This window comes from Paenibacillus sp. URB8-2, from assembly GCF_013393385.1.
Taxonomy (GTDB): Bacteria; Bacillota; Bacilli; order Paenibacillales; family Paenibacillaceae; genus Paenibacillus_AQ.
In genome coordinates, this window is the sequence record NZ_AP023239.1 from 1,462,511 (window position 1) to 1,487,163 (window position 24,653).

Annotated in this window: 29 protein-coding genes; 19 read left to right on the forward strand and 10 right to left on the reverse strand. The window is 54.2% G+C overall.

What is annotated here, in order from left to right; genetic code table 11:
- Both PUR_RS06860 and PUR_RS06865 read right to left on the reverse strand, forming a co-directional pair.
- Positions 1-1,092, reverse strand: coding sequence for a M24 family metallopeptidase (locus tag PUR_RS06860; RefSeq protein ID WP_179034592.1), 1,092 nt, complete (start codon positions 1,090-1,092; stop codon positions 1-3).
- 28 nt (positions 1,093-1,120) lie between these two features.
- Positions 1,121-1,840, reverse strand: coding sequence for an MBL fold metallo-hydrolase (locus PUR_RS06865; RefSeq protein ID WP_179034593.1), 720 nt, complete (start codon positions 1,838-1,840; stop codon positions 1,121-1,123).
- A 205-nt stretch (positions 1,841-2,045) separates the two neighbouring features.
- Between PUR_RS06865 and PUR_RS06870 the strand changes: the two genes are divergently transcribed.
- Positions 2,046-2,546, forward strand: coding sequence for a GNAT family N-acetyltransferase (locus PUR_RS06870; protein ID WP_179034594.1), 501 nt, complete (start codon positions 2,046-2,048; stop codon positions 2,544-2,546).
- A 76-nt stretch (positions 2,547-2,622) separates the two neighbouring features.
- Here the strand turns inward: PUR_RS06870 and PUR_RS06875 are convergent, their stop codons facing one another.
- Complete coding sequence (locus PUR_RS06875; protein WP_124695490.1) at positions 2,623-2,961, reverse strand: winged helix-turn-helix transcriptional regulator; 339 nt, start codon at positions 2,959-2,961, stop codon at positions 2,623-2,625.
- Between the two features lie 91 nt (positions 2,962-3,052).
- Here PUR_RS06875 and PUR_RS06880 point away from each other — a divergent pair, with 91 nt between their 5' ends.
- The 10 genes from PUR_RS06880 to PUR_RS06925 all read left to right on the forward strand — a co-directional run bounded on the left by PUR_RS06880 (position 3,053) and on the right by PUR_RS06925 (position 10,433).
- Positions 3,053-3,313 carry a YqkE family protein gene (locus PUR_RS06880; protein WP_179034595.1) on the forward strand — a complete coding sequence of 87 codons (261 nt, stop codon included), beginning with the start codon at positions 3,053-3,055 and terminating at the stop codon, positions 3,311-3,313.
- Between the two features lie 179 nt (positions 3,314-3,492).
- Positions 3,493-4,767: a polysaccharide deacetylase family protein gene (locus tag PUR_RS06885; protein ID WP_179034596.1), complete on the forward strand. Its 1,275-nt coding sequence runs from the start codon at positions 3,493-3,495 to the stop codon at positions 4,765-4,767.
- A gap of 136 nt (positions 4,768-4,903) precedes the next feature.
- Positions 4,904-5,185: a hypothetical protein gene (locus PUR_RS06890; protein ID WP_179034597.1), complete on the forward strand. Its 282-nt coding sequence runs from the start codon at positions 4,904-4,906 to the stop codon at positions 5,183-5,185.
- Between the two features lie 197 nt (positions 5,186-5,382).
- On the forward strand, positions 5,383-6,189 hold the full coding sequence (locus PUR_RS06895) for a class I SAM-dependent methyltransferase (RefSeq protein ID WP_179034598.1): 807 nt from the start codon (positions 5,383-5,385) through the stop codon (positions 6,187-6,189).
- A 197-nt stretch (positions 6,190-6,386) separates the two neighbouring features.
- A complete protein-coding gene (locus tag PUR_RS06900) occupies positions 6,387-6,890 on the forward strand; it encodes a metallophosphoesterase family protein (RefSeq protein WP_179034599.1) in 504 nt (167 codons plus the stop codon).
- 6 nt (positions 6,891-6,896) lie between these two features.
- On the forward strand, positions 6,897-7,427 hold the full coding sequence (locus PUR_RS06905) for a GNAT family N-acetyltransferase (RefSeq protein WP_179034600.1): 531 nt from the start codon (positions 6,897-6,899) through the stop codon (positions 7,425-7,427).
- 136 nt (positions 7,428-7,563) lie between these two features.
- On the forward strand, positions 7,564-7,986 hold the full coding sequence (locus tag PUR_RS06910; protein ID WP_442953831.1) for a GNAT family N-acetyltransferase: 423 nt from the start codon (positions 7,564-7,566) through the stop codon (positions 7,984-7,986).
- A gap of 66 nt (positions 7,987-8,052) precedes the next feature.
- Positions 8,053-8,763, forward strand: a complete 711-nt coding sequence (locus tag PUR_RS06915; protein WP_179034602.1) for an HAD family hydrolase — start codon at positions 8,053-8,055, stop codon at positions 8,761-8,763.
- A 158-nt stretch (positions 8,764-8,921) separates the two neighbouring features.
- Positions 8,922-9,416: an RNA polymerase sigma factor gene (locus PUR_RS06920; protein ID WP_179034603.1), complete on the forward strand. Its 495-nt coding sequence runs from the start codon at positions 8,922-8,924 to the stop codon at positions 9,414-9,416.
- Positions 9,417-10,433 carry an anti-sigma factor gene (locus PUR_RS06925; RefSeq protein ID WP_179034604.1) on the forward strand — a complete coding sequence of 339 codons (1,017 nt, stop codon included), beginning with the start codon at positions 9,417-9,419 and terminating at the stop codon, positions 10,431-10,433.
- 220 nt (positions 10,434-10,653) lie between these two features.
- On the opposite strand, the gene PUR_RS06930 is transcribed toward PUR_RS06925, so the two are convergent.
- Positions 10,654-11,766, reverse strand: coding sequence for an FAD:protein FMN transferase (locus PUR_RS06930; RefSeq protein ID WP_179034605.1), 1,113 nt, complete (start codon positions 11,764-11,766; stop codon positions 10,654-10,656).
- Positions 11,767-12,411: 645 nt separating this feature from the next.
- Between PUR_RS06930 and PUR_RS06940 the strand changes: the two genes are divergently transcribed.
- The 5 genes from PUR_RS06940 to PUR_RS06960 all read left to right on the forward strand — a co-directional run bounded on the left by PUR_RS06940 (position 12,412) and on the right by PUR_RS06960 (position 18,244).
- A complete protein-coding gene (locus PUR_RS06940; protein ID WP_179034607.1) occupies positions 12,412-13,128 on the forward strand; it encodes a DsbA family oxidoreductase in 717 nt (238 codons plus the stop codon).
- Positions 13,129-13,275: 147 nt separating this feature from the next.
- Complete coding sequence (gene recQ, locus PUR_RS06945) at positions 13,276-15,120, forward strand: DNA helicase RecQ (RefSeq protein WP_179034608.1); 1,845 nt, start codon at positions 13,276-13,278, stop codon at positions 15,118-15,120.
- Between the two features lie 15 nt (positions 15,121-15,135).
- Complete coding sequence (locus PUR_RS06950; RefSeq protein WP_179034609.1) at positions 15,136-17,061, forward strand: B12-binding domain-containing radical SAM protein; 1,926 nt, start codon at positions 15,136-15,138, stop codon at positions 17,059-17,061.
- A gap of 68 nt (positions 17,062-17,129) precedes the next feature.
- Positions 17,130-17,588, forward strand: coding sequence for a GNAT family N-acetyltransferase (locus PUR_RS06955; protein ID WP_179034610.1), 459 nt, complete (start codon positions 17,130-17,132; stop codon positions 17,586-17,588).
- A 74-nt stretch (positions 17,589-17,662) separates the two neighbouring features.
- Positions 17,663-18,244 (forward strand): nucleotidyltransferase family protein, encoded by a 582-nt coding sequence (locus PUR_RS06960; protein ID WP_232101745.1) that lies wholly within the window; start codon positions 17,663-17,665, stop codon positions 18,242-18,244.
- 9 nt (positions 18,245-18,253) lie between these two features.
- On the opposite strand, the gene PUR_RS25965 is transcribed toward PUR_RS06960, so the two are convergent.
- Entirely contained in the window at positions 18,254-18,703 is a 450-nt protein-coding gene (locus tag PUR_RS25965; protein WP_232101746.1) for a hypothetical protein, read from the reverse strand.
- Positions 18,704-18,741: 38 nt separating this feature from the next.
- Complete coding sequence (locus PUR_RS25970) at positions 18,742-19,101, reverse strand: class I SAM-dependent methyltransferase (RefSeq protein ID WP_232101747.1); 360 nt, start codon at positions 19,099-19,101, stop codon at positions 18,742-18,744.
- A 179-nt stretch (positions 19,102-19,280) separates the two neighbouring features.
- Between PUR_RS25970 and PUR_RS06970 the strand changes: the two genes are divergently transcribed.
- Together PUR_RS06970 and PUR_RS06975 are read left to right on the forward strand one after the other, a co-directional pair.
- A complete protein-coding gene (locus PUR_RS06970; protein WP_179034612.1) occupies positions 19,281-19,535 on the forward strand; it encodes a hypothetical protein in 255 nt (84 codons plus the stop codon).
- An 85-nt stretch (positions 19,536-19,620) separates the two neighbouring features.
- Entirely contained in the window at positions 19,621-20,415 is a 795-nt protein-coding gene (locus PUR_RS06975; RefSeq protein ID WP_179034613.1) for a class I SAM-dependent methyltransferase, read from the forward strand.
- A gap of 88 nt (positions 20,416-20,503) precedes the next feature.
- On the opposite strand, the gene PUR_RS06980 is transcribed toward PUR_RS06975, so the two are convergent.
- The 4 genes from PUR_RS06980 to PUR_RS06995 all read right to left on the reverse strand — a co-directional run bounded on the left by PUR_RS06980 (position 20,504) and on the right by PUR_RS06995 (position 24,106).
- Positions 20,504-21,457 (reverse strand): alpha/beta fold hydrolase, encoded by a 954-nt coding sequence (locus PUR_RS06980; RefSeq protein ID WP_179034614.1) that lies wholly within the window; start codon positions 21,455-21,457, stop codon positions 20,504-20,506.
- 91 nt (positions 21,458-21,548) lie between these two features.
- Positions 21,549-22,517 carry a type I phosphomannose isomerase catalytic subunit gene (locus PUR_RS06985; protein ID WP_179034615.1) on the reverse strand — a complete coding sequence of 323 codons (969 nt, stop codon included), beginning with the start codon at positions 22,515-22,517 and terminating at the stop codon, positions 21,549-21,551.
- A 36-nt stretch (positions 22,518-22,553) separates the two neighbouring features.
- Positions 22,554-23,150 (reverse strand): tRNA 5-(aminomethyl)-2-thiouridylate-methyltransferase MnmM, encoded by a 597-nt coding sequence (locus PUR_RS06990; RefSeq protein WP_179037792.1) that lies wholly within the window; start codon positions 23,148-23,150, stop codon positions 22,554-22,556.
- Positions 23,150-24,106 carry a tRNA modification radical SAM protein MnmL/YtqA gene (locus tag PUR_RS06995; RefSeq protein ID WP_124695512.1) on the reverse strand — a complete coding sequence of 319 codons (957 nt, stop codon included), beginning with the start codon at positions 24,104-24,106 and terminating at the stop codon, positions 23,150-23,152. Before PUR_RS06995 ends, PUR_RS06990 begins: the two co-directional genes overlap by 1 nt.
- A 363-nt stretch (positions 24,107-24,469) precedes the next feature.
- Between PUR_RS06995 and PUR_RS07005 the strand changes: the two genes are divergently transcribed.
- Positions 24,470-24,652 carry a hypothetical protein gene (locus PUR_RS07005; RefSeq protein WP_124695513.1) on the forward strand — a complete coding sequence of 61 codons (183 nt, stop codon included), beginning with the start codon at positions 24,470-24,472 and terminating at the stop codon, positions 24,650-24,652.
- The last annotated feature ends 1 nt before the right edge of the window (position 24,653 follow it).

Below are 24,653 nucleotides of genomic sequence, written 5' to 3' on the forward strand. Positions count from 1 at the left end.
TTACAATTCCAGCACGGTCCAGCCTTTCGGGAACCGGGTCAGCGTCCGGGCGCCGCCATCTGTGACAAGCACCTCGTCTTCGATCCGCACGCCGCCCAGTCCCGGAACATAAATGCCAGGCTCCACCGTGAAGACGTTGCCGCTCTCCATGATGTCCTCATTCAGGCCGTGCAGGGAAGGATATTCATGCGTATCCATGCCAAGGCCATGGCCCACGCGGTGAACAAAATAAGAACCGTACCCCGCTTCTTCGATAACGGTCCGCGCGGCCAGGTCGACCGAGCCGTATGAAGAACCGGCTTTTGCGGCGGCAATGCCGGCCTCGTTAGCGGCCAGCACGGTGTCATAGATGCGGACCAGCTCGCTGTCCGCCCGCTCCACGGCGAAGGTGCGGGTAATGTCGGAAGCATAGCCGTCCGCGAATACGCCGAGATCGAACATCAGCAGGTCGCCCGGCGCGATAAGTCGGCTGCCGGGAACGCCGTGCGGGAGGGCGGTGTTAGTCCCGGACAGCACCATGGTATCGAAAGAGGGACCGGTTGCGCCAAGCTTTTTCATCAAATATTCCAGCTCCGCAACAAGCTCGATCTCGCTCACGCCTTCCTTCACATGGGTGAGCCCTTGGCGCAGCACTTCTTCAACCAGCTTGGCGGCATGCTCCATCCGCTCGATCTCCCCGGGCGATTTGATGGCGCGCATCCGGCGCAGAAGAGGGCCGATGTCGGCAAAGCCGTCCGCCCGGGCGGCGTTCGACAGTAACTCAAAGCGCGCTACGGAGACATGCTCTTTCTCAATGCCGAGCTTTCCGAGCTTGGCCCCGAAGCGGCTCTTCAGCAGGCTGTACGGATCATCCGTGTCGCTGTGCGTCACGATGGAGGAGACCGTCGACGAGGCATGCGCCGACTCGGCGTCGAGCGCGGGCACGACAAGCACCGGCTCCTCGCCGCGGACAAGCAGCAGGCCGAGAAACCGCTCATGCGGATTGCTGGCGAAGCCGGTCAGATAGTATACATGCTTGGGATCGGTGACAAGCAGGGCGTCCAGCCCTTCCGCAGTCATTTCCCGTTCCAGACGTTTCAGAGCTTCATTCATTTGTGCATTGCTCTCCCTTCGATTCAATTCAGGCCAACTCCTCAATAAGCTGCTGCGGACTGCCTTCGTACAAACCGCCATGGTAGCAGAGCACCCTGTCGATCTGCCGCCCCTCCAGGTTGCGGAGGCTGCGCAGCGCAAGCGGCATGTCCGGCGTCGCCATTTCCGAGGGGCCGGCGAGCTTGCCGTCCACGACTCGCAGTTCGTCGGCTGCCAGCAGCAGCTTGTCTTTTCGGAAATACAGGCAGATATGCCCGGGGGTGTGCCCCGGCGTATGGATGACTTCCACCCCGCCGCCCAAGGGCAGCACATCTCCGTCCTGCAGGACCGTGAATCCGCCAAGACCGGGCAGACTTTCAAGGAAATGCAGGGCCAGATCTTTGAACTCGCCGGACATCTGCGCGATGCGCTCCGGGGTGAATTTGATCAGCGGAAGACTGCCGTTCAGATAAGGAATATCGTCCGCGTGAACCAGAACTTCCAATTCGGGTATTCGGCTTACGAGTTCCGGCAGGTTCCCGATATGATCGATATCCTGATGAGTAATAAGAACACGCTTGATGTCGGATATTTTCGCTCCGGCTTCTTCGACCGTCTGCTTCAAGGCATCGAATTGTCCGAGCATGCCTGTATCAATAAGTGTCAGGCCGTCTTCGTCTTTCAGCAGCGCCGGATAAATTTCGGTGGGCCCGAACACGGGGGAAAGCATGGGCACTTTCAGCGCGATAACCGATTGCGAGAGCTTCATCTTTTTCGGGAGGGCTCCCGGTTCACTTCCTTTCAAATATTGTACAATGAATAGAGAATATCTTAATCCATTCGCCTGCAAAAGGCCAGGGGCTGCCGAAGCCCTTGCGGCTCGGGCATTTCATAGTCAGACGTTATGAATTGACTTTCCATGCGGCCATGGATTACTTTGAAACTATTACGAGCTTTTATGGAGGGATGAACGGATGGATTGGCAGGAGAGCATTATTGAAGACGCTACGCTGGAGGATCTGGCGGTTATTGTGGCCATTTATAATTCCACTATAGCGGGCAGGATGGTTACGGCCGACCTTGAACCCGTGGGCGTGGAGGACAGGCTTGCCTGGTTTCATGAGCATGGCAGCAGCCGCCCGCTGTGGGTGCTCAAAAAGGACGGAGAAATTGCGGCATGGCTGAGCTTTCAGTCGTTCCATGAAAGGCCGGCCTATAACGGAACGGCGGAACTGAGCATCTACGTAAACGAAAAATACAGGGGAACCGGAGCCGGAAGCCTGCTAGTGGGCAAAGCGCTCGAAGAATGCGGGCGGCTGGGGATAAGCAATCTGGTCGGATTGGTATTCGGGCATAACGGGCCAAGTCTGGGACTTTTGAAGAAGTTCGGCTTTGAACGCTGGGGGCTGCTGCCGGAAGTAGCCGATATGGACGGGATACTGCGCGATCTGGTTATTGTCGGCCGGAAGGTTTAGAATATTTGAAATCTTGTGGCGAAAAAAAAGAAACCGGCCTGGCCGGTTCCCCTTTTATGCGGCGATCTTAGATCGTTCAGGTGTGCGGGCTATTGCATTCGGAATCGGCTTCAATCCAGTCCCGGGACCAATGTTCCAAACCACGGATAACCGATTCAAGAGCCATTCCTTTTTCGGTCAGGGAATACTGAATGCGCACCGGCGTCTCAGGGAACACTTCCCGGCGCACGATGCCCTCCTGCTCCAGATCCTTCAGCCTCTCGGATAGAAGTCTTCCGCTGAGAGGAAGGGAGGCTTCGATGCTGCCGAAACGCTGGGGTCCTTGAAGCAGTTGGTAAATGATCAGACCGGTCCAACGCTTTCCGATAATATCCATGCTTTTTTGCAGACGGGGACATAAGGAAGTCTGCTTCATGAGTCTCACCTCTTGCTTACTATTATAAACGAAAAGGCAATGGACCTAAACCAATATAATAAATGAAATACGCTTTAGGAGGAAACGGTTTATGGCAAAAAAGAAGAAAATGCAGAACGCTCCGCGGGCGGTCAAAGAGGAGCCTCAGGCTACCTTAAAGGACCTGCTGAGCAGCGAAGTGCTGAACAAGCTCAAGGCGCAGGCCGATGAGCTGAAGAATGAGGAGGCCAGCCGCAAAGAAGCAGAGCGGAAGGCGGCGGAGGAAGCGCGCAAGACGGAGCAGAAGCGCCTGGACAACGATTTTGCCCATCTGCTGGAGAACAGCAGCCAGGACTGGCGGAAATATAAATAATACAAAAAGAAGCTGTCCGGGACATCCGGCCGGCTTTTTTTAAGCCCTCTGCCCAAGCGGCCTCGTGATCATAAAACGCCCTGCAAAGATTAAGAAGTTGTAACTAAATGAGTGAAGAGGCGGAATATGATTAGGGTACAAATGGAAGCGAGACTGTTGCTTGTAAGGAGAACTTCTCATTGAGAAAAATAATCGTCCCTGTATTGGCTGCCCTAATCCTGATCGGTCTTGCCGCTATTTTCGGTTTCAGACCAAAGTTCCGTGAAGTCGATTTTGAGGTTGAAGGGCGGGTGATAAAAGCATCCGGTCCCTTCGAATACTCGGGTCATGAGCTGCTGGTTCCGCAAAAGTTCGCCGAAAGGCTTCTGGGTGCAAATATCCGCTGGGATAGGCCGGCGCCTTTGCCGAAAGGGGTCTATTATAGAGACAAAGTGGCGGTCTTGATGTACCACCACCTATCCCGGAAACCGCTGCTGCCCTCGATTTTGTCGGAGGACCGGTTCGCCGAGCAGATGATGCTGCTAAAAAGGGACGGCTATCATGTGATTACAATGGGGCAGTACCGGCGGTTTATGCTTGCTAACGTTAGGGTTCCGGATAATGCGGTGCTGCTTACCTTCGATGACGGCTATGAGAGCTTCTATAAGCTGGCATTTCCTGTCTTGCGAAAATACGGCTATACGGCGGTGAACTTCGTCATCGTCTCCGATGTCGACAACCCCGGCAAGGAAGGCTTGCCCAAGCTGACCTGGAGCCAAATGCGGGAGATGAAAAAATTCGGCATGGGCTTCTACAATCATACCTATGACCTGCATTATTTCGCACCCGTAGATGCCGAAGGAGGGAAGGAGCCGGCGCTCAGCGCGCTGCTGTACATTGACGACGAAACGCGCAGCGAGTACAACGAAGAATATTACCGCAGAGTGACCGGGGATCTCGGATTGGCTGAGCGCAGGCTGAAGGAGGAGCTCGGCAATACCGACTCAGCGCTTGCCTTTCCGTACGGTTCATACAATGACCGCGTGATGACCGCAGCGGGTTCGCTTGGGATTCCCCTGACTTTCACCGTGAAGGAAGGCCTGGCAGACAGGGGCGAGACGAATGCTGACCGCATCAACGCGGGAAGCAATCTGCGTACACCCGCCCAGACGATAGACCGGATCAGAAAGTTTGTGCCCAAACGGGAACTGACGGTTAACGGGCGCGGCGTGCTACTTTCCGGCATCCAGCCGGAGTTCAGACAAGGCATGCTGCTCGTTCCGCTTGATGAGATTTGCCGGTCGCTGCACATCGCCATGAATTATGACCGGCTGAAGGGCATGGTGAAGCTGACGATGCCGAAGGCGAACCATGCGTCGCGTCGAAGCGAAGGAGCGTACAGGACGTACGCCCACAGGGGAAATATCGGCCAATTTCGTCCGGCAAAGCCTTGTTCGCGTCTCTCGGCCCGCTGATTGCCGCATATAGTCTGGCTTCGCTCCTCTCCGCGGCGGATTCGATAAATCTGATCGCCGGTCCCGCCATTGCCGGACTGTGCGTATCGCTGGGTGGCATCGGCACAAGCATCGGCGTCGATGCCCGTGTTCGCGCTTGCGGCTCTGCTGCAATGGCATCCGCTCCATTCTGCAAAAGGAACTGGACCCCGGCGTGCTGGGCCGGGTGTTTATTTCGGTCCGGTTCGTGGTGAACACGGTCCGGACGCTGTCCATCGGCGTCGCTTCGCTGATCGCTGGAATCATCGGTTTAAGGGTTATTTTTGCTGCGGCGGCGCTGTGCGTCCTGCTCGGCGGGAGCGCCGCTTATGTGATGGGAAGGCGAGGAGGGCTGGCCGGGAAGGCCGAAGAGAGTGGAATTAATGTCTTTGGAAAATAAAGTATCATTGATAATAAACTTTATGCCATTTATAATCATAATGAACAACTTTTTCTAGGTTTTTAGTTGTTTTCCAGCTCTCCATTAAATGATGAAAGGATGATGTCAGATGATAAATACAAAATTGTCCGCTCGCATAATTTCTTGGAGGGTGACTATAATTTAGCCCTCCTAAAATAATGGAGGATTAGTTTACTATGTCATTTAACTGGATCAACGCAGAGGAGTTCTCTTTTAATAGCTTTTTGTTAATGGACAGATGGATTGTTCGAATGATATGCAACAAGTATGTCGGATGGGATGAGTTTTGCGATAACTTGGGTATAGCTTTAGCACATAATCCATCAGTAGCGTGGTACTTTGCTCATAAAAGTCCTGAAAGCAAGCCTGCGATTGAACAAATGATTGCAAAGGCGCCCAAAAATCTTCCCCCTTATGAAATTCGAAAAGCAGAAGTATTTGTAATTCACGCAATGGAAACTTCGGTCGTTTATGTTTATCCCGACATGATGAACCAAAATTGCGATTACATTTACGCCTGGGATAAACAGTTACTATTTGAACTTGCAGATTTTACGGATAAGGTAGTTCTCGACCTGGGAAGCGGTACAGGAAGGCTTGCATTTGCCGCAGCAGAAAAGGCGAAGCGTGTTTATGCAAGTGACCCTACCAATATGCTGAGGGAGTACATGCGCGATAAAATTAAACGTGAAAATATTGATAATGTTGTAGTCGTAGACGGCATGATCGAGCAAATCCCTTACGAGGATAATTCCTTCGATATTGTTATGTCGGGGCATGTAGTAGGGGACAATTATGATCTTGAGATTGCTGAACTGTCGAGGGTTGTTAAGAACGGCGGTTACATTATTGATTGTATCGGGGAAGATAACAGGAAAAGAGAAGCCGATGAAGAATTAATAAAAAGAGGATTTGAGTCGTTCTATCATGTTAGTAAATCTGGCGGCGATATCTACAGGTATCGTAAGCTGGTTAGTAAATAAAGTCTCATCAATAGCTTGTCAGAAGGCTCTGTATTTACGGACAGAGCCTTTTTACTTATCCATCAATCCGAAAATAGTGTTTAATTATGGTGCAGGATTATGCTAAAGGGGAACAATAGGCGGCCTGTAGACGAACCTATGGCTTCGTCGTACAATGATTAACAATCTAACACCAATCAAGCGGGGAGCTGACCTATATGAAAGTGGGAATCGTTTCGGATACGCACATGGGCCGGATGGCGAAGCTGCCGAAGGCGCTGACGGAAGGTCTGGCCGGAGTCGAGCAGATTCTGCATCTGGGCGATTGGGTCGATCTGGCCGTCTATGACGAGCTGTCCGCTTTGGCCCCGGTAGAAGGAATTGCCGGAAACAATGACGGAAGCGAGATTGTGCGGCGCTTCGGCGAACGCAAAATCATAACACTTGCGGGCGCGCGAATCGGTATGGTTCACGGGCATCGGCCGTATACCGGCAAGGGGACGGACAGCAATGCGCTAAGGGCGTTTGCCGGCGAGAGCCTGGACTGCATCCTGTTCGGCCACTCGCATCAACCGCTGATGCGGAGCGAGAACGGCGTGCTGCTGTTCAATCCGGGCTCGCCTACGGATAAGCGGCGGGAGAAGCTGTATTCCTTCGGACTGATGGATATTGAGGGTGGAAAGATCGAAGCCCGCCATATTTTTTACGAGTCGAAAGGATGAGGTGACATGGCTTTTGAACTGCGGGAGCTGGCGGTTCCGGAAGATAAAAAGATTTACGAGATGGCCCGCGAAATCGGCCCCGGAGAGAACGGGTTTGTGAACAGCCTCTATACTGCCGGATATTCCAAATTTCTGAACCTTCTTCCGGTGCTGCGCGATTATTCCTCCGGGATCGATCTGCCTCCGGGACATGTGCCGCAAACCCTGTATTTTTTGTATGCGGACGGCAGGCCGGTGGGCTATGGCAAGCTCCGTCACCGGCTGACCGACAGTCTGCTTGTTACCGGGGGCCATATCGGTTATTGCATCCGGCCTACCGCGCGGGGAAAGGGTTACGGTACGGCTCTGCTGTCCGGCCTGCTGGGCAAAGCGTCCGAGCTGGGCATCGACCGGGTGCTCCTTACCTGTGACGAAGGCAATGAAGGGTCGAGGCGCGTCATCGAGAACAACGGGGGGCGACTGGCCGAGCTGGACAACAGGTACTGCCGGTACTGGATCGGCCTTTCGAATGTTCAGGCGGCGGCAGGCCGGGATTAGTCCAAATAATGCGGCAATTTCTCCATGGCAAAGCGCTGAGGCCGATTTTACAATGACGGTATAAAGGCTTTGACAAAAGGGAGCGATGAAAGTGACACGGTATGCTGCGGTGCGGGCGGGGCTTGAGGATTTGGAAATGATCGTACCCTTGTTCGACGAGTATCGGATCTTTTACAGACAGGAATCGGACCGGGAGCGCGCTCGGGCGTTTTTGGAAGAACGGCTTAATAAGCAGGAGTCGGTTATTTTTCTGGCGGTTGAAGATGAGGAAGAGGGCGGCGCTGGACGCGCGGTCGGCTTTACACAGCTGTACCCCTCTTTTTCATCGGTTACGATGCAGCGGCTGTGGATTCTGAACGATTTGTACGTTTCGGAAGAGGCGCGGGGAAGCGGCGCGGGTGCGCTGCTGATGGAAGCGGCCCGCGCGTATGCGGAGGAGACCGGCACAAAGGGGCTGACGCTGACGACCTGGACCGATAATTTTACCGCCCAGCGGCTGTATGAGAAGCAAGGCTACATCAGGGATGACGAATTTTACAGCTATAATCTTTTTTTCTGACTATAATATCCGGGGACAGCGGTTACATCCTGTCCTAATCAATAGCGTAAGCTAAGGGGCGTTGAAATGGAGAGCAGCGGTAAAAGGGCGATTTTTTTTGATTTGGACGATACACTTTATGATCATCTTGTCCCGTTCCGAAATGCGGTGAGGGAAGTGATTAAGCCGGACGAGAGCGTGCTGGATGTACTTCATTTATTCGACCGGGTAAGGTATCACAGCGACCAGTTATGGCCGAGATATTTGCAAGGGGAGTTCTCCCTGGACGAGACGCGGGTGCGGCGGATGGAGATCGCTTTCAGCGAATTCGGGATACACCTCAGCCGGGAGCAGGCGACGCTTGTGCAGCAAGGCTATATCAGCCGCCAGTACAACATCGAGATGATTGAAGGCGTTCTCCCGCAGCTGACACGGCTCATGGCGGAAGGGCATGTGGTCGGCATTATTACCAATGGTCCGGAAGATCATCAGATGAGCAAAATCCGCGGGCTCGGCGTGGACAAGCTTATCCCTGCGGATCGGATCTTTATTTCGGATGCTGTCGGCATCGCCAAGCCGGACCCGGAAATTTTCGCTTATGTCAACCGGAAGACGGAGACGGAAGCGGGAAACAGCGTCTATGTCGGCGATACCTGGCATAACGATGTGGTTGGTGCGCTGGATGCGGGCTGGGAAATGTGCTGGTACAATCCGAGAGGAAAGAAACCGGCCACCGATCATAAGCCCCATTATATCTTCCGGAATTATGAGGAGTTTGCCGGTCTGCCGATCGTTTAAGGGCGGGCTGAACGAATAATGATTTTCAAAAGGGACGGCGCAAGCCGTTTCTTTTTTATTGTGATGGGCGCTAGTGCGATACATACTTGTCAAAAAAATTGTAGACAGCAACAACATTCCGGCCGCTGCATCGTTATATCACCGAAAGGAGGTGCAGGATGGGGCCCGGGCACCTGGAGCAGCTGCTTCAACCTAAAATGGCGGAGATCCGCCGTTATTTAATCCGATTGGGCGCTGGCGCCGCCGATGCGGAGGATATTGTACAAGACACGGTTTATAAGGCGCTGCTGTACCTTGAAGCGATCGACGAACGCAAGTTCAGCGCTTGGCTGTATAAGGTTGCGATCAACCGCTATTATGATTTGTGCCGAAGGCAGAGACGGTTTCACTATGACGAGGAACCCGGAGATTATGCCGCTTCGGAGAGCGGACAGCCGGAAGAGACTCTGCTGAGGCGGGAGCAAAAAGACCTGATCGAGCGCATTCTCGGGAAGCTGAATCCTGCGCACAGACAGCTGATACTGATGAAATACGAGATGGAGCTGTCCTATAAAGAGATGGCGGACCTCTTGGGCATCAGCGAGGGGAAGGTGAAAGCTTCCTTGTACCGCGCAAGACGGCAATTTCAAAACCATTACGGAGGTGAGGCATAAATGACCGCTCCCTGGGAAGATCAGGAGGATCAAAGTCTTACGAAAACTATTCAAAGAGCCAAACGAAAAACGTTAATTCGCAATGTTTTGATATCCCTCGCTGTAAGTCTCATTACGTTGGCCGCTATTTTTATCGGCGCTGCCCATCTGATCGATCATGAGTCGTCAGAAAGAATGTTCGATGAATACGGCTATATGTCAATCAGCAGCCCGAATGAGTACCTGGAACCCGGGCACAAGGACCGGCGAGGGTTTCTTTCCGGGGTACTGGAACTGGATACTTACAAGATGGTGGAGGGAGTGCCCGTCCCATGGCGCGAAAAATGGATCAATTACTATGTGCCGGGGTTTCCGTTTACTACCGGGGTACATGGCGGAACCGCCAGTTTGGAGGGGAATGATCCGGCGCTGAAAGCGCAGGGGTATGAATATAACCGCAGATACAATCCCGATAACGGCCAGAGGGAGCTGTTGTTCTATGTGCCGGGTGTCAATTACAACGGCAAGGTGCTGAACGAGATTCCCGCGCTTCTTCAGATGGAATCCGGCAAGCTGGTGGAAATGGCGCTGTCTTTTGACAAGGCGTTTTCCTTTGCCGAGGTGAAGGCCATGCTGCCTGCGGGCGTGCATCCGGTGTGGTATTGGGCCGATACGTATGATGACTGGAAGGACTTCGGTCTTGAGCCTCACAAGGATGAGAAAGGCGTGATCGTATATCCGCAGCCCCTTTTGCCCACATTCGGAGTGCACGGTTTTGGAGTCAGACCCTACTCCGACCAGCCAGACCCGGCGGATTTTATCGGGAATGTAGAGGCGGGAATTCAGCAGAAAGGAACCTACTACAGCGAATATCTTCGAATTTACAACTATTTGAAAAAAGACAAAGCCGAGCCGGACACCGATGATGTCCGCATCCTGGGCGTCGTTGTCACCGGGACCGCGAAAGAACTGCAGATCCTGGACGGTCAATCTTTTGTCCGGGGGGCTGTCCTGGGCGCCGTTGTGGACAGATATTGAAATCTGCCCGAAGGTCGGCAGGTGACCGGGCCGCGCAAGTGTTGCGGATGGAGGTGCCGATTGGCGGCGAGCTGCCACCGATACAAGGCCCCAAGGGACGACGAGCCGAGGTGACGCTGGATGCAGAAAAGGGAGACCGGAATAAGATTCCAGTCTCCCTTTCTATGCAAGTCGCGAACGTTGCGGCACTCCCTGTGCCGGCAGGCGTCTGCCGCTTCCGTCAATTCCCGAAGCTGTACGTCGGGTCGGTCAGTACCAGCCGCTCCCGGATTCCGGGCGTTGCGTAAATTTTGTTGTCTTCGGTAATAAAGAAACCTTCGACTTTTTCCGGAAGAGACTGCAGGTACTTCAAGCCGTCCTGGGCCCCCATCAGGAATACGCCGGTGGAAAGGGCGTCCGCGTCGGTCGCGTTCGGGCTCATGATAGTCAGGCTCTTAAGGCCAAGCTGGCCGGGATAGCCCGTCCGCGGATCGAGAATATGATGATATCTTACGCCGTCCTGCATGAAGAACCGTTCGTATACTCCGGACGCGTCGATGACTTCATCGCTGATCTTGATCGTTCCAAGCTGGGTGCCCCGGCTCTTGTCGGGGTCCTGCAGTCCGATGTTCCACTGCGAGCCGCCGGGCTTGGTTCCGAGCCCTATAATGCTGCTTCCGCCGAGATTGATCATCGCGCTGTCCAGCCCCTGCGCCTTCAGATAATCGGCGATCCGGTCAGCCGCGTAGCCCTTGCCTATACCGCCGAGATCAAGCACCATTCCTTCTTTGGCGAGCTTGACCGTCTTGGCTTTCTCGTCGATGATGATATCCTTGTAGTTCGTCAGGCTCTTGGCTTTATCGATCTCGGCTTGAGGGGGAACATGGTCTCCGCCGCTGCCGATATTCCACAGGTCCACCAGCGGACCGATGGTAGGATCGAACAAGCCATCCATCTCCTGAGCGTATTTGACGGATTGTTTTACCGCGTCCAGCGTCTCATCCGACACGGCAACCGCTTGTTTGCCGGCAGCCAGGTTAACGTCGTAGATTTCGCCGCCTTCCTTGGTGCGGCTGAATTCCATATCCATTCGTTCCAGCATCTGCTGAATATCGTCCATATTCTTCTGGGATACCGTGTCACCGAAAATCTTGATATCGACTACCGTATCGTAAATGAAAAACTGCTGTGAGAGCGATTTCGTTTCTCCGTCCCCCGATACCTGCGATCCGCCCTGCGCGGAATTCGGTTCGCCGTCTCCCTTGTTGCCGAGGAATAGCCACGCTCCAACGGCAGCGGCGATAATAATGACGAGTGCGGCGAGGAGCAGCGCCGTTTTTTTGTTCTTGAACATGTTCCACCATCCATAAAGTAGATTCTTGACCACATCGTTTCTATCATAACTCAGATAGGACGGAGCAGGGAATTACTTTTCATGACAATTCGTGCTGTTGTTTAAATTTCTGTCAAAAATTCGTAAGCGATTGTTGCTGGCAATCAGGCTGTAATGGCGAAATGATAGATTTTGTCAAGCTGATCATAGAATCAAAGGTTTCAGTCCGCACGTAGCGGATATGGACCGGAAAAAATAATGCAACGAACTGAACTTGGAAACTTTTTTAGCTGCTATGGATTTTCAGGTCATCTCTCTTGTCTACATACAGAAAACCTGAAAATGTACATCTTTTTTCGCCTTGAAACCTCCACTCTATAACATGCCTGCCAAAATACAGTTTCTCGCCAGTCCAACCTTAAATGCAGCCAGCACAGCCTTTAATTCCTGCACAATAGAAGGATTTTCCTGGAAACCAACGCTTTCGATCGAAAAAACCTGCACTTTAGCAGGTTTGCAAGCTGCTTGATAGAAATCAAAATCTATCCACCATAAATCCGTTGAGCGATTGCCTTGGCGCGACCCCAATAAAGATGGAAATTTCGTAATTTTACTATATAATTGTACGTGAGTAATAAAAAATTAGCAGTTAACGGAGGTCTATCCATGAAAATAGAGGTTTGGTCCGATTATGTCTGCCCTTTTTGTTATATAGGTAAAAGACGTCTTGAACATGCGCTGAGCCAGTTTTCGGAGCACGATAAAGTAGAAGTCGAATTTCGCAGCTTCCAGCTAGATCCGGAGGCTTCTCCCAGCAGCAAGAGCATACACGAACTGCTGGCCGCAAAATACGGCATAACCGTGGAGCAGGCCAAAACGATGAACGCTCAGGTTGCCGATCAGGCGCTGGGCGTGGGTCTCGACTTCCGGTTCGACACCATGATTCGCGCCAATACCTTCGATAGCCACCGTCTGGCGCAATACGCCAAATCGAAGGGGCTTGAAGCCGAGCTGACGGAACGTCTGATGCATGGTTATTTTACGGAAGGGCTGAATTTGGGCGACAGAGAAGCACTGGCGTCGCTCGCGGCGGAAGCGGGCTTGGACAAGGAAGAAGCCGTAACGGTGCTGAATTCGGACACTTACACCGATGAAGTCAACACGGATATCGCGGCCTCGCGGCGCCTCGGCATTACCGGTGTTCCGTTCTTCGTGTTTAACGGCAAGTACGCTATTTCCGGAGCCCAGCCGGGACCGGTATTCTCGGAGGTGCTGGATCAGGTCTGGAGTGAGGAGAAGGAAGAGCCTGCGCTCCGGATGATCGGCGGGTCTGCTGACGCATCCGGCGGTGACGGCTGCGCGGACGGTTCTTGCAGCGTGTAACGTAAAGGGTCGCGAATAATTGGAAGGGGAGACGCTGCGTGCGCTTCCCTTTTTGTCGTGGAAGAATCATTTGTTCCGTATGGTTGCCCCTTCGCCGCAAAGTCCGGTAAACTAAAGGAAGACAGTTGTTAAGGAGTTTTGATCCATATGAATCCGCAGGAACTTACAATTGAAAATGCGCAGGAAATGCTGCAAAAATATTACGGCTATCCCGATTTCCGGGAGGGCCAGAAAAAAATCGTCGCGAGTCTCTTGGAGGGCCGCGACACGCTTGGCATTATGCCGACCGGCGGCGGCAAATCGATCTGCTATCAGGTACCGGCTCTGCTGCTTCCGGGCCTGACGCTCGTCGTATCGCCGCTGATCTCCCTGATGAAGGATCAGGTGGATGCGCTGACGACGGCGGGCATTCCCGCCGCATATATTAACAGCACCTTAACCGGCAAAGAGGTGAACGAGCGCATCCGCGCCGCCCGCCGGGGAGAGCTGAAGCTGCTCTACGTCGCGCCCGAGCGGCTGGAGCTGGACTGGTTCCGCCTGGAGATGGCGGAATTGTCCATATCCTGCGTCGCGGTGGACGAGGCGCACTGCGTCTCGCAGTGGGGCCATGATTTCCGTACCAGCTATCTGGCCGTGTCGCCGTTTGTGGAGGAGCTTCCACAGCGGCCGATTCTGGCGGCCTTTACGGCGACGGCGACGCCGGAAGTCATGGAGGATATGCTCCGGCTGCTGCGTCTGCGCGGTCCGGGCGTCTTTGTAACGGGCCTTGGCCGGGACAATTTAGCGATGTCGGTGCTGAGGGGCGAGAACAAGAAGGAATTCGTGTTGGAGTATGCCGCTTCGCATGCCCATCAGCCGGGGATCGTGTACGCGGCTACCCGCAAGGAGGTCGACGACCTGTACCAGCGTCTGCGCAGTGCCGGATTCGCGGCGGGCCGCTACCATGCGGGCATGAGCGACGACGAGCGGGCGGAGAGCCAGGAGGCGTTCCTGTACGACGATATCCGCGTGATGGTCGCGACCAATGCCTTCGGCATGGGGATCGACAAGTCGAATGTGCGGTATGTCATCCATTACAATATGCCGAAGAATATGGAGGCTTACGTGCAGGAAGCGGGCCGTGCGGGCCGTGACGGCGAGCCGAGCCAGTGCATCCTGCTGTTCAGCGCGCAGGATATCATGACCCAGAAGTTCCTGATCGAGCAGAATCCGCAGGACTCGGAGCGCAAGCAGAACGAATACCGCAAGCTTCAGCAGATGATCGATTACTGCTATACGACCCGGTGTCTGCGGAGCGCCATGCTCGACTATTTCGGCGAGGTCCACGGGGACAAGCCTTGCGGCATTTGCAGCTCCTGCACCGACGAGCGCGAGCTCGTCGACATGACCGTCGACGCGCAGAAGATCTTCTCCTGCATCCACCGGATGCGCGAGCGCTTCGGCGTGGCGCTGGTGTCGTCCGTGCTGAAGGGCTCGCGCAGCCAGAAGGTGCTGCAGTACGGCTTCGACAAGCTGCCAACCCATGGCGCCATGTCCGGCCGCACCGAGAAGGAAATTACGGAAATCGTCAATGTGCTGATTTCCGAAGGCTATCTGGCCTTGTCCGAAGGCCAGTACCCGGTCGTGCGGCTGCAGCAGCCGGCAGCCGAGGTGCTGCGCGGGCAGCGGGAGGTGCGGCAGCGCGTCGCCCGGCCGGTGAGGCCGTCCGCCGGCGGGAGGGACCGCAGCCGGAGCCGCGACCTTTCGCCTTCGGCCGTCAACGAAACCGTGTTCGAACAGCTGCGCTTGATCCGCCGCGAGCTGGCGGGCCGGGAGCATGTGCCGTCATATATTATTTTTAACGACGCGACGCTGCGGGAGATGAGCGTGGTATGCCCGCAAACAGAAGAAGAAATGATGAAGGTAAAGGGTGTCGGGGAAGTGAAATACCGCAAGTATGGGAAGGAATTTCTGGATTTTTTTCAAAGTGAATTGTATTCCAATGAATCGTAAAGGAGCATACGCAGCATGAAGATCGTCCTGGCCACATTGAACGCCAAGTATATCCACACCTCGTTGGCCATCCGTCTGCTTAAGGCTTACAGTCAACATGAATTCGACATTCAGCTGGCGGAATACACGATCAAAGACCCGGTGATGAACATCGTATCCGACCTGTTTCAGAAGGCTCCGGACGTAATCGGCTTCTCGTGCTACATCTGGAACATCGAGGAGACGGTCAAGCTGATCGGCATCCTGAAGAAAATCATGCCAGGCGTCGCCATCGTTCTCGGGGGACCGGAAGTGTCCTATGAGCCGCTGTACTGGATGAACCGCGAGCCGGGCATTGATTTCATCGTCTGCGGCGACGGGGAAGAGACGTTCCATCATCTGCTGAAGGAGCTGCGGGACGAGCGCAAGTTCCATTTTGTGTACGGGGCGGCTTACCGCAAGGGAGAAGAAGTAATCGTGAACCCTCCGCGTCCCAAGACCGATCTGAACACGCTGCCCACGCCGCACCGTTTTGCCGAGGATCTGCCGGATTTAAGCAAAAGAATTACCTATTTCGAAACTAGCCGGGGCTGTCCGTTCAACTGCCAGTTCTGTCTGTCCAGCATTGAGGTGGGCGTCCGGTATTATGATATTGAGCGGGTTAAAGCGGATTTGCTGTATTTGATTGAGAATGGAGCCAAAACGATCAAGTTTCTGGACCGCACCTTCAACATCAACCGCGAGTACGCGCTGGAAATGTTCCGGTTCCTCATTGACAATCATGGCGGCTGCGTCTTCCAGTTCGAGATTACCGCCGACATCATGCGCCCCGAGGTGCTGGATTTCCTGGCGATGAATGCGCCTCCCGGCATTTTTCGCTTCGAGATCGGCGTGCAGTCCACCAATGACGAGACGAACGAGTTGGTGAAGCGCCGCCAGAATTTTGCCAAGCTGTCCCGTACGGTTATGAAAATCAAGGAGAGCGGCAACATTGACCAGCATCTTGATCTGATTGCGGGCCTGCCGATGGAGGATTACGCGACTTTCCGCAAAACGTTCAACGATGTCTTCGCCATGGAGCCGGAAGAGCTTCAGCTCGGCTTTCTCAAAATGCTGCGCGGCACCGGGCTGCGCGCTCAAGCGGCCAAGTACGACTATGTCTATATGGAGCATGCGCCGTATGAAATTCTGAGCAGCCATGTGATGCCGTTCTCGGACATCGTGCGGCTGAAGCGGCTGGAGGATGTGCTGGAAAAATATTGGAACAGCCACCGGCTGGATCACACGGTTAAGTATTTGATGCGCCATATTTTTGAATCCCCGTTCGACTTCTTCCAGGAGTTCGGCGATTACTGGGAAGTCCGGGGCTGGCAAAAGATCGGGCACCAATTGGAGGATCTGTTCACCCGGCTGAACGAATTTCTGCTTGAACGCGGTACGCCAGAGATGGAAATTATTACGGGCCTCATGAAGCTCGATTATTTCCTCGGCCACAAATACAAGCCGCGCAAAGTGTGGTGGGAGCCGGTTCTCGGCAAAAATGAATGGGGACGCTATCTCCGGGAGATCGCGGAGCGGCCTCAGCTTCTTGGCGAATCCTTGGCGGCTGGGGAAGGCGAAACTGGAGGGAAGCCGGCAGCGGAAGCACCGGCAGCGGGAATACCGGCAACTGGAATCAGTGAACGGGATTTGCAAAAATACGCGGCGCTGGAGATTTTGCCTTTTCCTCTGACCAAGGCGCTGGCGTCCATCAGCGGTCTGAGGGCGGGGGCAAGCGGCGCCGGAGAAGCGGACGCGCCGGAGTTCAAGAAACCGGATGCTGAAGCGCCGGACGTCAACACAACAGCTGCCGGAACGCAGGCAACAGACGGCGAAAGCACTCTCTTGCTTGTGCTGTACCAGCAGGATGAGAGTCAGAAGCCGAGAGTTTATGACCTGCCGGTTCAGCGGGTTCTCCAATAGGCAGAGGGCGTCAGCTTTAGAGCATTCGAACTTCTTCAGTTAAGGGAACATAAGGAGGCTTCATACCGATGAGCGGTACGGTTAGACTGACCGAATATGAGGATGAATTCAAGGAGAGCCTGCTTGCGTTCTTTCTTCCGAAGGAGCAGGAAGAGTTCACGGGAATGCCTGCCGATACGCTGGAACCGGCCTTGCAGGACGTTAACCGGCACCCTACGGTTGTTGTTGACGGAGACACAGCCGTGGGATTCTTTGTGCTCCATGGCTGGGAAGGAATTGACAATGTCTACAGCGGCGGTTCCCGGGCGATGCTGTTTCGCGCATTCCTCATTGATTATGCTAGCCAAAGGAAAGGCTACGCCAAGGCGGCATTGGAACTGCTCCCTTCATATATCTGTGCCCGTTATCCTGGAACGGATGAAATCGTGTTAAGTGTCAACGAAGAAAATATTCCGGCGGAGCGGCTATACTTGGCGGCGGGTTTTCAGGACAACGGTCTTCGGCGGATGGGGCCCAAAGGACCTTAAAAAATTTTGCAATATCCACTGCCGGGTGCGGTTAACGTTGTCCATGCCCGAAGCTCCGAAGGGGAGGAATAGTGTTGATCGAAACGCAGGAATTGCGGGACCAGCTCACCAACATTTTTGAACGGAATGAATGGTTGCTTTCGCTGTTCGAACGGGCGGGAAGCCTCAGTCCGCACCCGTACTATATCGGGGCGGGCTGCCTGGTGCAGACCGTCTGGAACGAGCTTACGGGCAGGCCGCCGATATACGGAGTCTCGGATATCGATATCGTCTACTTCGATGATGCCGACCTCGGTTACGAGGCAGAGAACGAGGTGGTGGAGCGGGGAAAGCGCCTTTTCGCAGAGCTTCCCTTCCCTGTCGACATCAAGAATCAGGCCCGCGTTCACCTGTGGTATCCCGGACGGTTCGGCGTCGGCCTTGCGCCTTACCCTTCTCTGGAAGCGGCGATCGACAGCTGGCCGACGACTGCTTCCTCGCTTGGCGCGCGGAAGGAGGCAGACGGAAGCTGGCGGATTTACGCGCCTTTCGGCCTGGAAGACTTGTTCCGGCTGACGGTAAGGCCGAACAAGACTCTGGTTACGGAAAGCGCGTATTACGCCAAGGCGGACAAGTGGAAGAGCAAGTGGCCCGAGCTTGCCGTGATTCCGTGGTAGACCTGAAGTCTAACTGCGCTTTTTGGCAGCAGCCAGCAGGTGCGGACTCATTCCCAGCAGGCTTTCCTGCTCTTCAACGATGGAACTGATCCTCAGCAGCGCCGCCCGGCTTTCCGGATTCCCCCATTTTTCCGCCAAAGTGGGCACGATCCAGACCGGCCCCTCTACAGCGGCGGTACTCAGGTGGTTGAATCCGGATTCTTCGATTTCTTCCTTCAATTCATTCGGCAGATGAAAAAAAGCTCTTGCAATGAAATTTGGATATTCCTCGGGCCGGATATGCTGGCCGTCCGCAAGTTCGCGTTCGATCATCGACATAAAAGGCTGTTCCTCAAGAATATCGTTCTTTTGTCCGTAAACGGACAGACCCCAGAGAGTGGACCCGAACCTTGAAATGGCAGCGGCGAGCAGCGTTCCGCCCGGTTTGAGCAGTCTGAACGCTTCTTCTAGAGCATCCAAACGTTCGTCTCTCTCAGTCAAGTGATACAGCGGTCCCATCAGAGAATAAGGTCGGCGCTTCCGCCGCTCCTTGCGATTCTCCGCCCGTCCGCGGTCTCGATCCGGTGTACCGGGGCTATGCCGCCCGACGATTGAAGAGCAATGGCGTACTCCACGGCAGCGGGGGATAGGTCGAACAGATGAACCTCATGCCCCAGTTCGGCAAGCCATCTCGAATAGGCCCCGGCTCCGCCGCCGATATCGTAGATCACCATAGGCTGGTCTGACAAGTAACGGGAGATGATCTGTTTGCTCCGCTCCCATTCAATGACGCCCATCCCCGACTGAAGGCGGTTGATTTCCGATCCCGCATTGTAATAATCCAGAATCTGCCGCAGGTCGTCTCTATTATCGTCCACGTTCATCCCTCCCTGTTATAAGGGAAGTATATCCTGTTTTACCTGTTTCTAGATGTGATATATTTTAAAGCTATAAAGTTGTTCCAAAAGGTGGTAAACTGTGTTAACTCGAACGAGACATTGAGCGCGGCGCTTGACACTGAGCGGATTGAGCCGCAGGAGCAAGGGGGAATTGCGGGATGAAATGGCTAGAAATGAGACAGCTGTTTCCCAACCGGTTTGTTTTGTTTTCTGTCCTTGAATATCATCAGGAAGGCACCCGAAGATTTATCGACGAGGTCGAGCCGATTCGCGCTGTTGCAGACGAAGACGCCCGCACGGAATTCAATCAAGCCGGACCCGGAAAGCTGGTCTATCATACTTCCAGTAAAGTATGCGTTCTCCGTATCCGCAGGAGAAAATACAGCAGAGTGAGACGCAAAAAAACGAAGTAAGCCAATCTGCAAAAGGTTGGCTATTGCAATTTAAGCAGCGCAGGGAGCGAGCCTGTTAAAGCTTTTTTCCAGGGGAGGCGGTTTTATGGAATCGGTAATACGTTTCTATGACGGCTATGATGAAGCTTCAAGACTGACGACGGACAATTCCAGGAAGCTTGAGTTTATCACGACTACACATATTCTGGATAAATACATATCGGCAGAGCATAAAATACTGGACCTTGGCGCCGGAACGGGAATTTATTCTTTTTATTATGCGGATAAAGGGAGTTCAATCATCTCGACCGACCTTACGCCGAAGCATGTTGAGATCATTCAAAGCAAGATCAAGAGCGGCGGCTATACGAATATGACCGCTGAACCAGCGGATGCCACGGATCTTTCCCGGTTTGAACCAGGCAGCTTTGACGCCGTTTTTTGTTTGGGGCCGATGTATCATCTCAGGGATCTGGCGGATCAGCGCAAATGTATAAGCGAATGCCTGAGGGTGCTCAAGCCTGGCGGGATTTTGGCGGTCGCTTATATTAACAAGTTTTTTATGCTCCCGTACATGGTGAAGGGCGACTCCCGATTCCTGACCGACCGGTGGGTGGCGAAAATTCTGGGTGAGGGCAGAATCAGCTCGGCGGATGAGGACTGTTTTTGGACGGATGCCTATTTTCATACACCTGAAGAAATTGAGCAGCTGCTCGGTGATCATGGAGTGGATAAGCTGGACAATGCGGCAACGGACGGCATAGGTGTATTAATGAAGGATACCGTTAACCGGTTTAGCGAAGAACAGTTCGACTCCTGGGTGCAATATCATCTAAGAACCTGCTCCGAGCCGTCCATTCTTGGAATCAGCAATCACGGCTTGTATGTGGGACGGAAATAACAGCAAACTTTAAGGAATCGCACAAAAAAGACAGGTCCGTCTCCAATGGGGAAAGGGCCTGTCTTTGCTAATCATAGCGATATTTGTGCTACGTCCGAAGGAGGTTTTGTCCGGAGGGCAGATGGCGGACCAGCCAATCGAGCAGGTCGTCAGTAACCTGGCCGCGGTTTTTCTCATTCAGCATTTCATGCCGGCCCTCCGGGTACAGCCGCACCTCCAAATCGCTCACGCCCAGCCTCCGGTACAACTCGGCCAGCAAGTTGATTCCCTTGCCGTTCATGCCGACCGGGTCGTTCTCGCCGGAGAACAAATATACCGGTTTGTCTTTACACAGAGAGCCCAGCACGGCTTCGGTATGGATATCCTGCAGCAGTCTGAAGAAATCCCGGAAGAACCGGGTCGTGCAGATCGCCCCGCAGAACGGGTCGGATATGAAGCTGTCGACCTCCTCTGTATCGCTGCTCAGCCAATCGAAGGCTGTGCGGACGGGGGAAAAGGAACGGTTATAGCCGCCGAACACGATGCCGTTAAGCAGCACGCTGCGGTGCCTTTCGCCCAAAAGCGCCAGCTGCGCCATGGCCAGCGCCTCTCCGAACCGGAGCATCCCGCGGGGGCCGTTGCTTCCGCTCAAAATATAGCCCGCATATCTTTCGCTCTCAGGCTCGCACATCAGCTTCTGCGCCAGAAATGAGCCCATGCTGTGCCCGAGCAGAAATACGGGGACTCCCGGATGTCTGCCGGACGCGATCGCGGCAATCTGGAGAAGGTTGCGGCGCATCCAATAGAAGCCGTCGCGTCCGGCATCGCCGAGCAAATCGATTCTTCCCGCTGTCCTGCCGTGTCCTCTGTGGTCTCCCGCATACACCGCGTAGCCCGCAGCGTTCAACCGGCCGGCCAAGCGGGCGTACCTGGCGGCCGTCTCGCACATGCCGTGCGAGATCTGAAGGATGCCCCGGACGGGGTCTTCGGCCTCCGGCAGCCATTCGTACACATGTATCGGAACGCCGAGAGGATCTGTCATCGTGAAGGTATGTTCTGTCAACTCTTTTCCTCCTAATAAACAAGCGGACAGGCGGACCGGGAGAAGCTTCAATATCCAAGCCGGGAGCGCCGGCTATGAGGCTAAATCAGGCTTAAGGCAAATACGAACGAAGCAGGGTTGCCTGCCCTTCAATAGTATAGGCGCCAAGGTTGGCCGGGAGCAGATAGCATTCGCCTGCGGAATACGGCTGGGAGCCGCCTTCCCAGATCAGATGCCCGCTTCCTTCGCAAATGACCAGTACGGTAAAGCTCTCCGGATTGGTTTCAAGTCTCCAGTTGCCGCTGACAATGCCTTTTTCCACGATAAAATAAGGCGATTCCGCCAGCAGCAGCCATTCTCCGGGTACGGCGCTGTCCGTCTTCATGGAGGTTGCCCCCGCGCCTTCGTAAGCGGTGACGTTCAGCGAATCCTCGATATGCAGCTCGCGCGGCTTGCCGTCAAGGCCGGGACGGTCGTAATCATATATCCGGTATGTAGTGTCGGAGTTCTGCTGGATCTCCGCAACGACCACGCCCGCGCACAGGGCATGTACCGTTCCGGCCGGAATATAAAACGTATCTCCTACCGAAACAGGAACCTCCTGAAGGTGATCCATTACCGTGCCGTTTTCCAGCGCTTGGCGCAGACTTTCACGGTTCACGCCTTCCTTGAGGCCGTAGATGATTTTGGCGTCCGGCTTGGCGTCGAGAACGTACCACATTTCAGTCTTGCCGAGTTCGCCCTTGGGCAGACGGTCGTAGTCGTCAGTGGGATGAACCTGAACGGACAGGTTGTCGTTGCAGTCCAGCAGCTTGATTAATAGAGGGAATCTTCCGTTCGTTTCCAAATAACCTTTGCTGCCGAACCATTCACGGCCGTAACCTTCGCGGATTTGGTCCAGGCCCTGACCCGCGAGCTCGCCGTTTACAACGGAAGAGGTTCCGTTCGGGTGGTCGGCAATCATCCAGCCTTCGCCGATATGGCCTTCGGGCAAGTCCAGGCCGAACTTCTCAAGAGCTCTTCCGCCCCAGACGCGTTCTTTGAATTCCGGTTGAAATTTTAAAGGATAAGGCAGTGTCATAGATTCATCTTCCTCTCCAACTCAGATTTAGTAGTCCTATCCCTTCTTTTTCTCAAGCGCGATAACATAAGGGGCTGTCCTGCGCTGAAGCTGGCGGTACACGATGGCGCTGGCCGTCTGCTGCGGAACGGAGGACGCCCAGGCCATGGCCGCCTCCGCTTCCAGCTCGCCTCCGGGATGTCCGGGGTAGAGGACCGCCGTTACAATCCCGCCCGGCCGGAGAAGGTCGAGGGAAGCCCCGAGCGCGGCAACCGAACTGTCGGGCAAAGTGATAACGCTCTTGTCCGCGTCGTCCGAGGGAAGATAGCCGAAGTTGAACATGATGGCCCCGACGCTGCCGCGCCACGAAGGGGGCAGTTCGTCGGCCATCGCGGCATGGCTCTTTAACAGAAGAGTCGAAGGAGCGATGCTGTTCCCCGTATCCTCTCTGGCGCGGCGCAGACGCTCTTCGGCAAGCTTCAACGCCTCGGGCTGGATATCGAAGCCGTAGACCTCGCCTCTTGGCCCTGCCGCCTTTGCCAGGAATAGCGTGTCCGCGCCGGTTCCTACTGTGGCATCCACGGCGCGCTCGCCGGGAGAAAGGCGCTCTTCTACCATCTTATGGGCGAAGCTCAGCACGGATAGGAAGCCCATCAGCGCTTTCTCCAATACTTACCCTGCCAGGTATCTCTGCGCACCAGTTCGTCGTCGATTGCATTGAGCACTTCCCATTTCTTGAGGCTCCACATCGGACCGATAAGCAGATCGCGGGGAGCGTCTCCGGTCAGACGGTGCACGATCATTTCCGGCGGCAGCATTTCCAGCGAATCGGCGATGAGCTTAACATATTCATCCTGCTCCAGAAAACGAAGCAGTCCGGCTTCATACTGCTTAACCATCGGCGTTTTGCGCATCAGGTGCAGAAGATGGATTTTGATGCCCTGCACATCCATCTGCGATACGGCGGACACCGTCTCCAGCATCATTTCATGGGTTTCCTGCGGAAGGCCGTGGATAATGTGCGTGCAGACCCGGATGCCGCGGCTGCGCAGCTTCTCCACAGCCTCGTGATAGCACTCCGTATCATGTGCCCGGTTAATGAGCCGCGAGGTGGACTCGTGAATGGTCTGCAGCCCCATCTCGACCCATAGATAAGTCCGTTCGTTCAATTCCGCCAGATAATCGACAACATCATCCGGAAGACAGTCGGGACGGGTGGCGATCGACAATCCGACAACCCCCGGCTGTTCGAGTATAACCTCGTAGTACTCCCGCAGTTCCTCAACCGGCGCGTAAGTGTTGGTATATGCCTGAAAATAACCGATATACTTGGCGTTCGGCCACTTCAGATGCTGGCGGTCGCGGACATTTCCGAACTGGGTGACCAGATCGTCGCGCCGGCTTCCGGCGAAATCGCCCGAGCCTCTTGCGCTGCAAAAAGTGCAGCCTCCCTTGGCAATTGAGCCGTCGCGGTTGGGGCAGGTAAAACCGGCGTCCAGCATGACTTTGAACACTTTATCGCCAAACTGTTCGCGCATTTCGTAATTCCAGGTATGAAAACGTTTATCTCCCCACAGCGAGGCTGTGGAAGGGACTTCTAGTATAGACATGGATGTCTCCTTTAATTGCAAGTAATAATCTTACCCGAGTCCATTGTATCAAAAAACGGGGGCGAACGTAACCGGACAAGACCCCTAGGCTGTTTGACCAAAAGAGCGGCGAATTTGCATGGTCGAAATCGCTTTATCGCACGCAGGCGAATCCCCGTTTTTTCTCAGACTTATTGAGCATTTTTTACAAAAATTATGTTTTAAAAATAGGCCTGCAGAAGGAGAAAATTCACTTGAAATTACTTACACGACATGTTATATTTTGATTGTAAAAACGCTTCATCGTCACCAGCCAGCATGAATGAAGGAATTCATTATTTCCTGTCGCCGTGGTCCATACAATTAACCGTGAGGTGATCAAACATGAATTCTCAAGCCGTACATCCTGAAGGCAGAGGTCCGATCGACGTCCAGTTGACTCCCGACGAGGCTCTTGCGCTTACAGGCGTTGAATTTAAGGGGAATCCGAAGATTAAGACTGAAGCGCAGCGCAAAATCCGCAACGCTTTCGAGAAGACATTTGATTTTAACTCCGAAGCAAGATAGA

What these genes read in the sequence shown, in the direction of transcription:
- PUR_RS06955 (WP_179034610.1), top strand. Translation starts at nt 17,130, where the DNA reads ATGAGCGGTACGGTTAGACTGACCGAATATGAGGATGAATTCAAGGAG.
- PUR_RS06995 (WP_124695512.1), bottom strand. Translation starts at nt 24,106, where the DNA reads ATGTCTATACTAGAAGTCCCTTCCACAGCCTCGCTGTGGGGAGATAAA.
- PUR_RS06940 (WP_179034607.1), top strand. Translation starts at nt 12,412, where the DNA reads ATGAAAATAGAGGTTTGGTCCGATTATGTCTGCCCTTTTTGTTATATA.
- PUR_RS06915 (WP_179034602.1), top strand. Translation starts at nt 8,053, where the DNA reads ATGGAGAGCAGCGGTAAAAGGGCGATTTTTTTTGATTTGGACGATACA.
- PUR_RS06860 (WP_179034592.1), bottom strand. Translation starts at nt 1,092, where the DNA reads ATGAATGAAGCTCTGAAACGTCTGGAACGGGAAATGACTGCGGAAGGG.
- PUR_RS06985 (WP_179034615.1), bottom strand. Translation starts at nt 22,517, where the DNA reads ATGACACTGCCTTATCCTTTAAAATTTCAACCGGAATTCAAAGAACGC.
- PUR_RS06870 (WP_179034594.1), top strand. Translation starts at nt 2,046, where the DNA reads ATGGATTGGCAGGAGAGCATTATTGAAGACGCTACGCTGGAGGATCTG.
- PUR_RS06975 (WP_179034613.1), top strand. Translation starts at nt 19,621, where the DNA reads ATGGAATCGGTAATACGTTTCTATGACGGCTATGATGAAGCTTCAAGA.
- PUR_RS06895 (WP_179034598.1), top strand. Translation starts at nt 5,383, where the DNA reads ATGTCATTTAACTGGATCAACGCAGAGGAGTTCTCTTTTAATAGCTTT.
- PUR_RS07005 (WP_124695513.1), top strand. Translation starts at nt 24,470, where the DNA reads ATGAATTCTCAAGCCGTACATCCTGAAGGCAGAGGTCCGATCGACGTC.
- PUR_RS06910 (WP_442953831.1), top strand. Translation starts at nt 7,564, where the DNA reads ATGATCGTACCCTTGTTCGACGAGTATCGGATCTTTTACAGACAGGAA.
- PUR_RS06875 (WP_124695490.1), bottom strand. Translation starts at nt 2,961, where the DNA reads ATGAAGCAGACTTCCTTATGTCCCCGTCTGCAAAAAAGCATGGATATT.
- PUR_RS06950 (WP_179034609.1), top strand. Translation starts at nt 15,136, where the DNA reads ATGAAGATCGTCCTGGCCACATTGAACGCCAAGTATATCCACACCTCG.
- PUR_RS06930 (WP_179034605.1), bottom strand. Translation starts at nt 11,766, where the DNA reads ATGTTCAAGAACAAAAAAACGGCGCTGCTCCTCGCCGCACTCGTCATT.
- PUR_RS06990 (WP_179037792.1), bottom strand. Translation starts at nt 23,150, where the DNA reads ATGGGCTTCCTATCCGTGCTGAGCTTCGCCCATAAGATGGTAGAAGAG.
- recQ (WP_179034608.1), top strand. Translation starts at nt 13,276, where the DNA reads ATGAATCCGCAGGAACTTACAATTGAAAATGCGCAGGAAATGCTGCAA.
- PUR_RS06925 (WP_179034604.1), top strand. Translation starts at nt 9,417, where the DNA reads ATGACCGCTCCCTGGGAAGATCAGGAGGATCAAAGTCTTACGAAAACT.
- PUR_RS06865 (WP_179034593.1), bottom strand. Translation starts at nt 1,840, where the DNA reads ATGAAGCTCTCGCAATCGGTTATCGCGCTGAAAGTGCCCATGCTTTCC.
- PUR_RS06920 (WP_179034603.1), top strand. Translation starts at nt 8,922, where the DNA reads ATGGGGCCCGGGCACCTGGAGCAGCTGCTTCAACCTAAAATGGCGGAG.
- PUR_RS06970 (WP_179034612.1), top strand. Translation starts at nt 19,281, where the DNA reads ATGAAATGGCTAGAAATGAGACAGCTGTTTCCCAACCGGTTTGTTTTG.
- PUR_RS06900 (WP_179034599.1), top strand. Translation starts at nt 6,387, where the DNA reads ATGAAAGTGGGAATCGTTTCGGATACGCACATGGGCCGGATGGCGAAG.
- PUR_RS06905 (WP_179034600.1), top strand. Translation starts at nt 6,897, where the DNA reads ATGGCTTTTGAACTGCGGGAGCTGGCGGTTCCGGAAGATAAAAAGATT.
- PUR_RS06880 (WP_179034595.1), top strand. Translation starts at nt 3,053, where the DNA reads ATGGCAAAAAAGAAGAAAATGCAGAACGCTCCGCGGGCGGTCAAAGAG.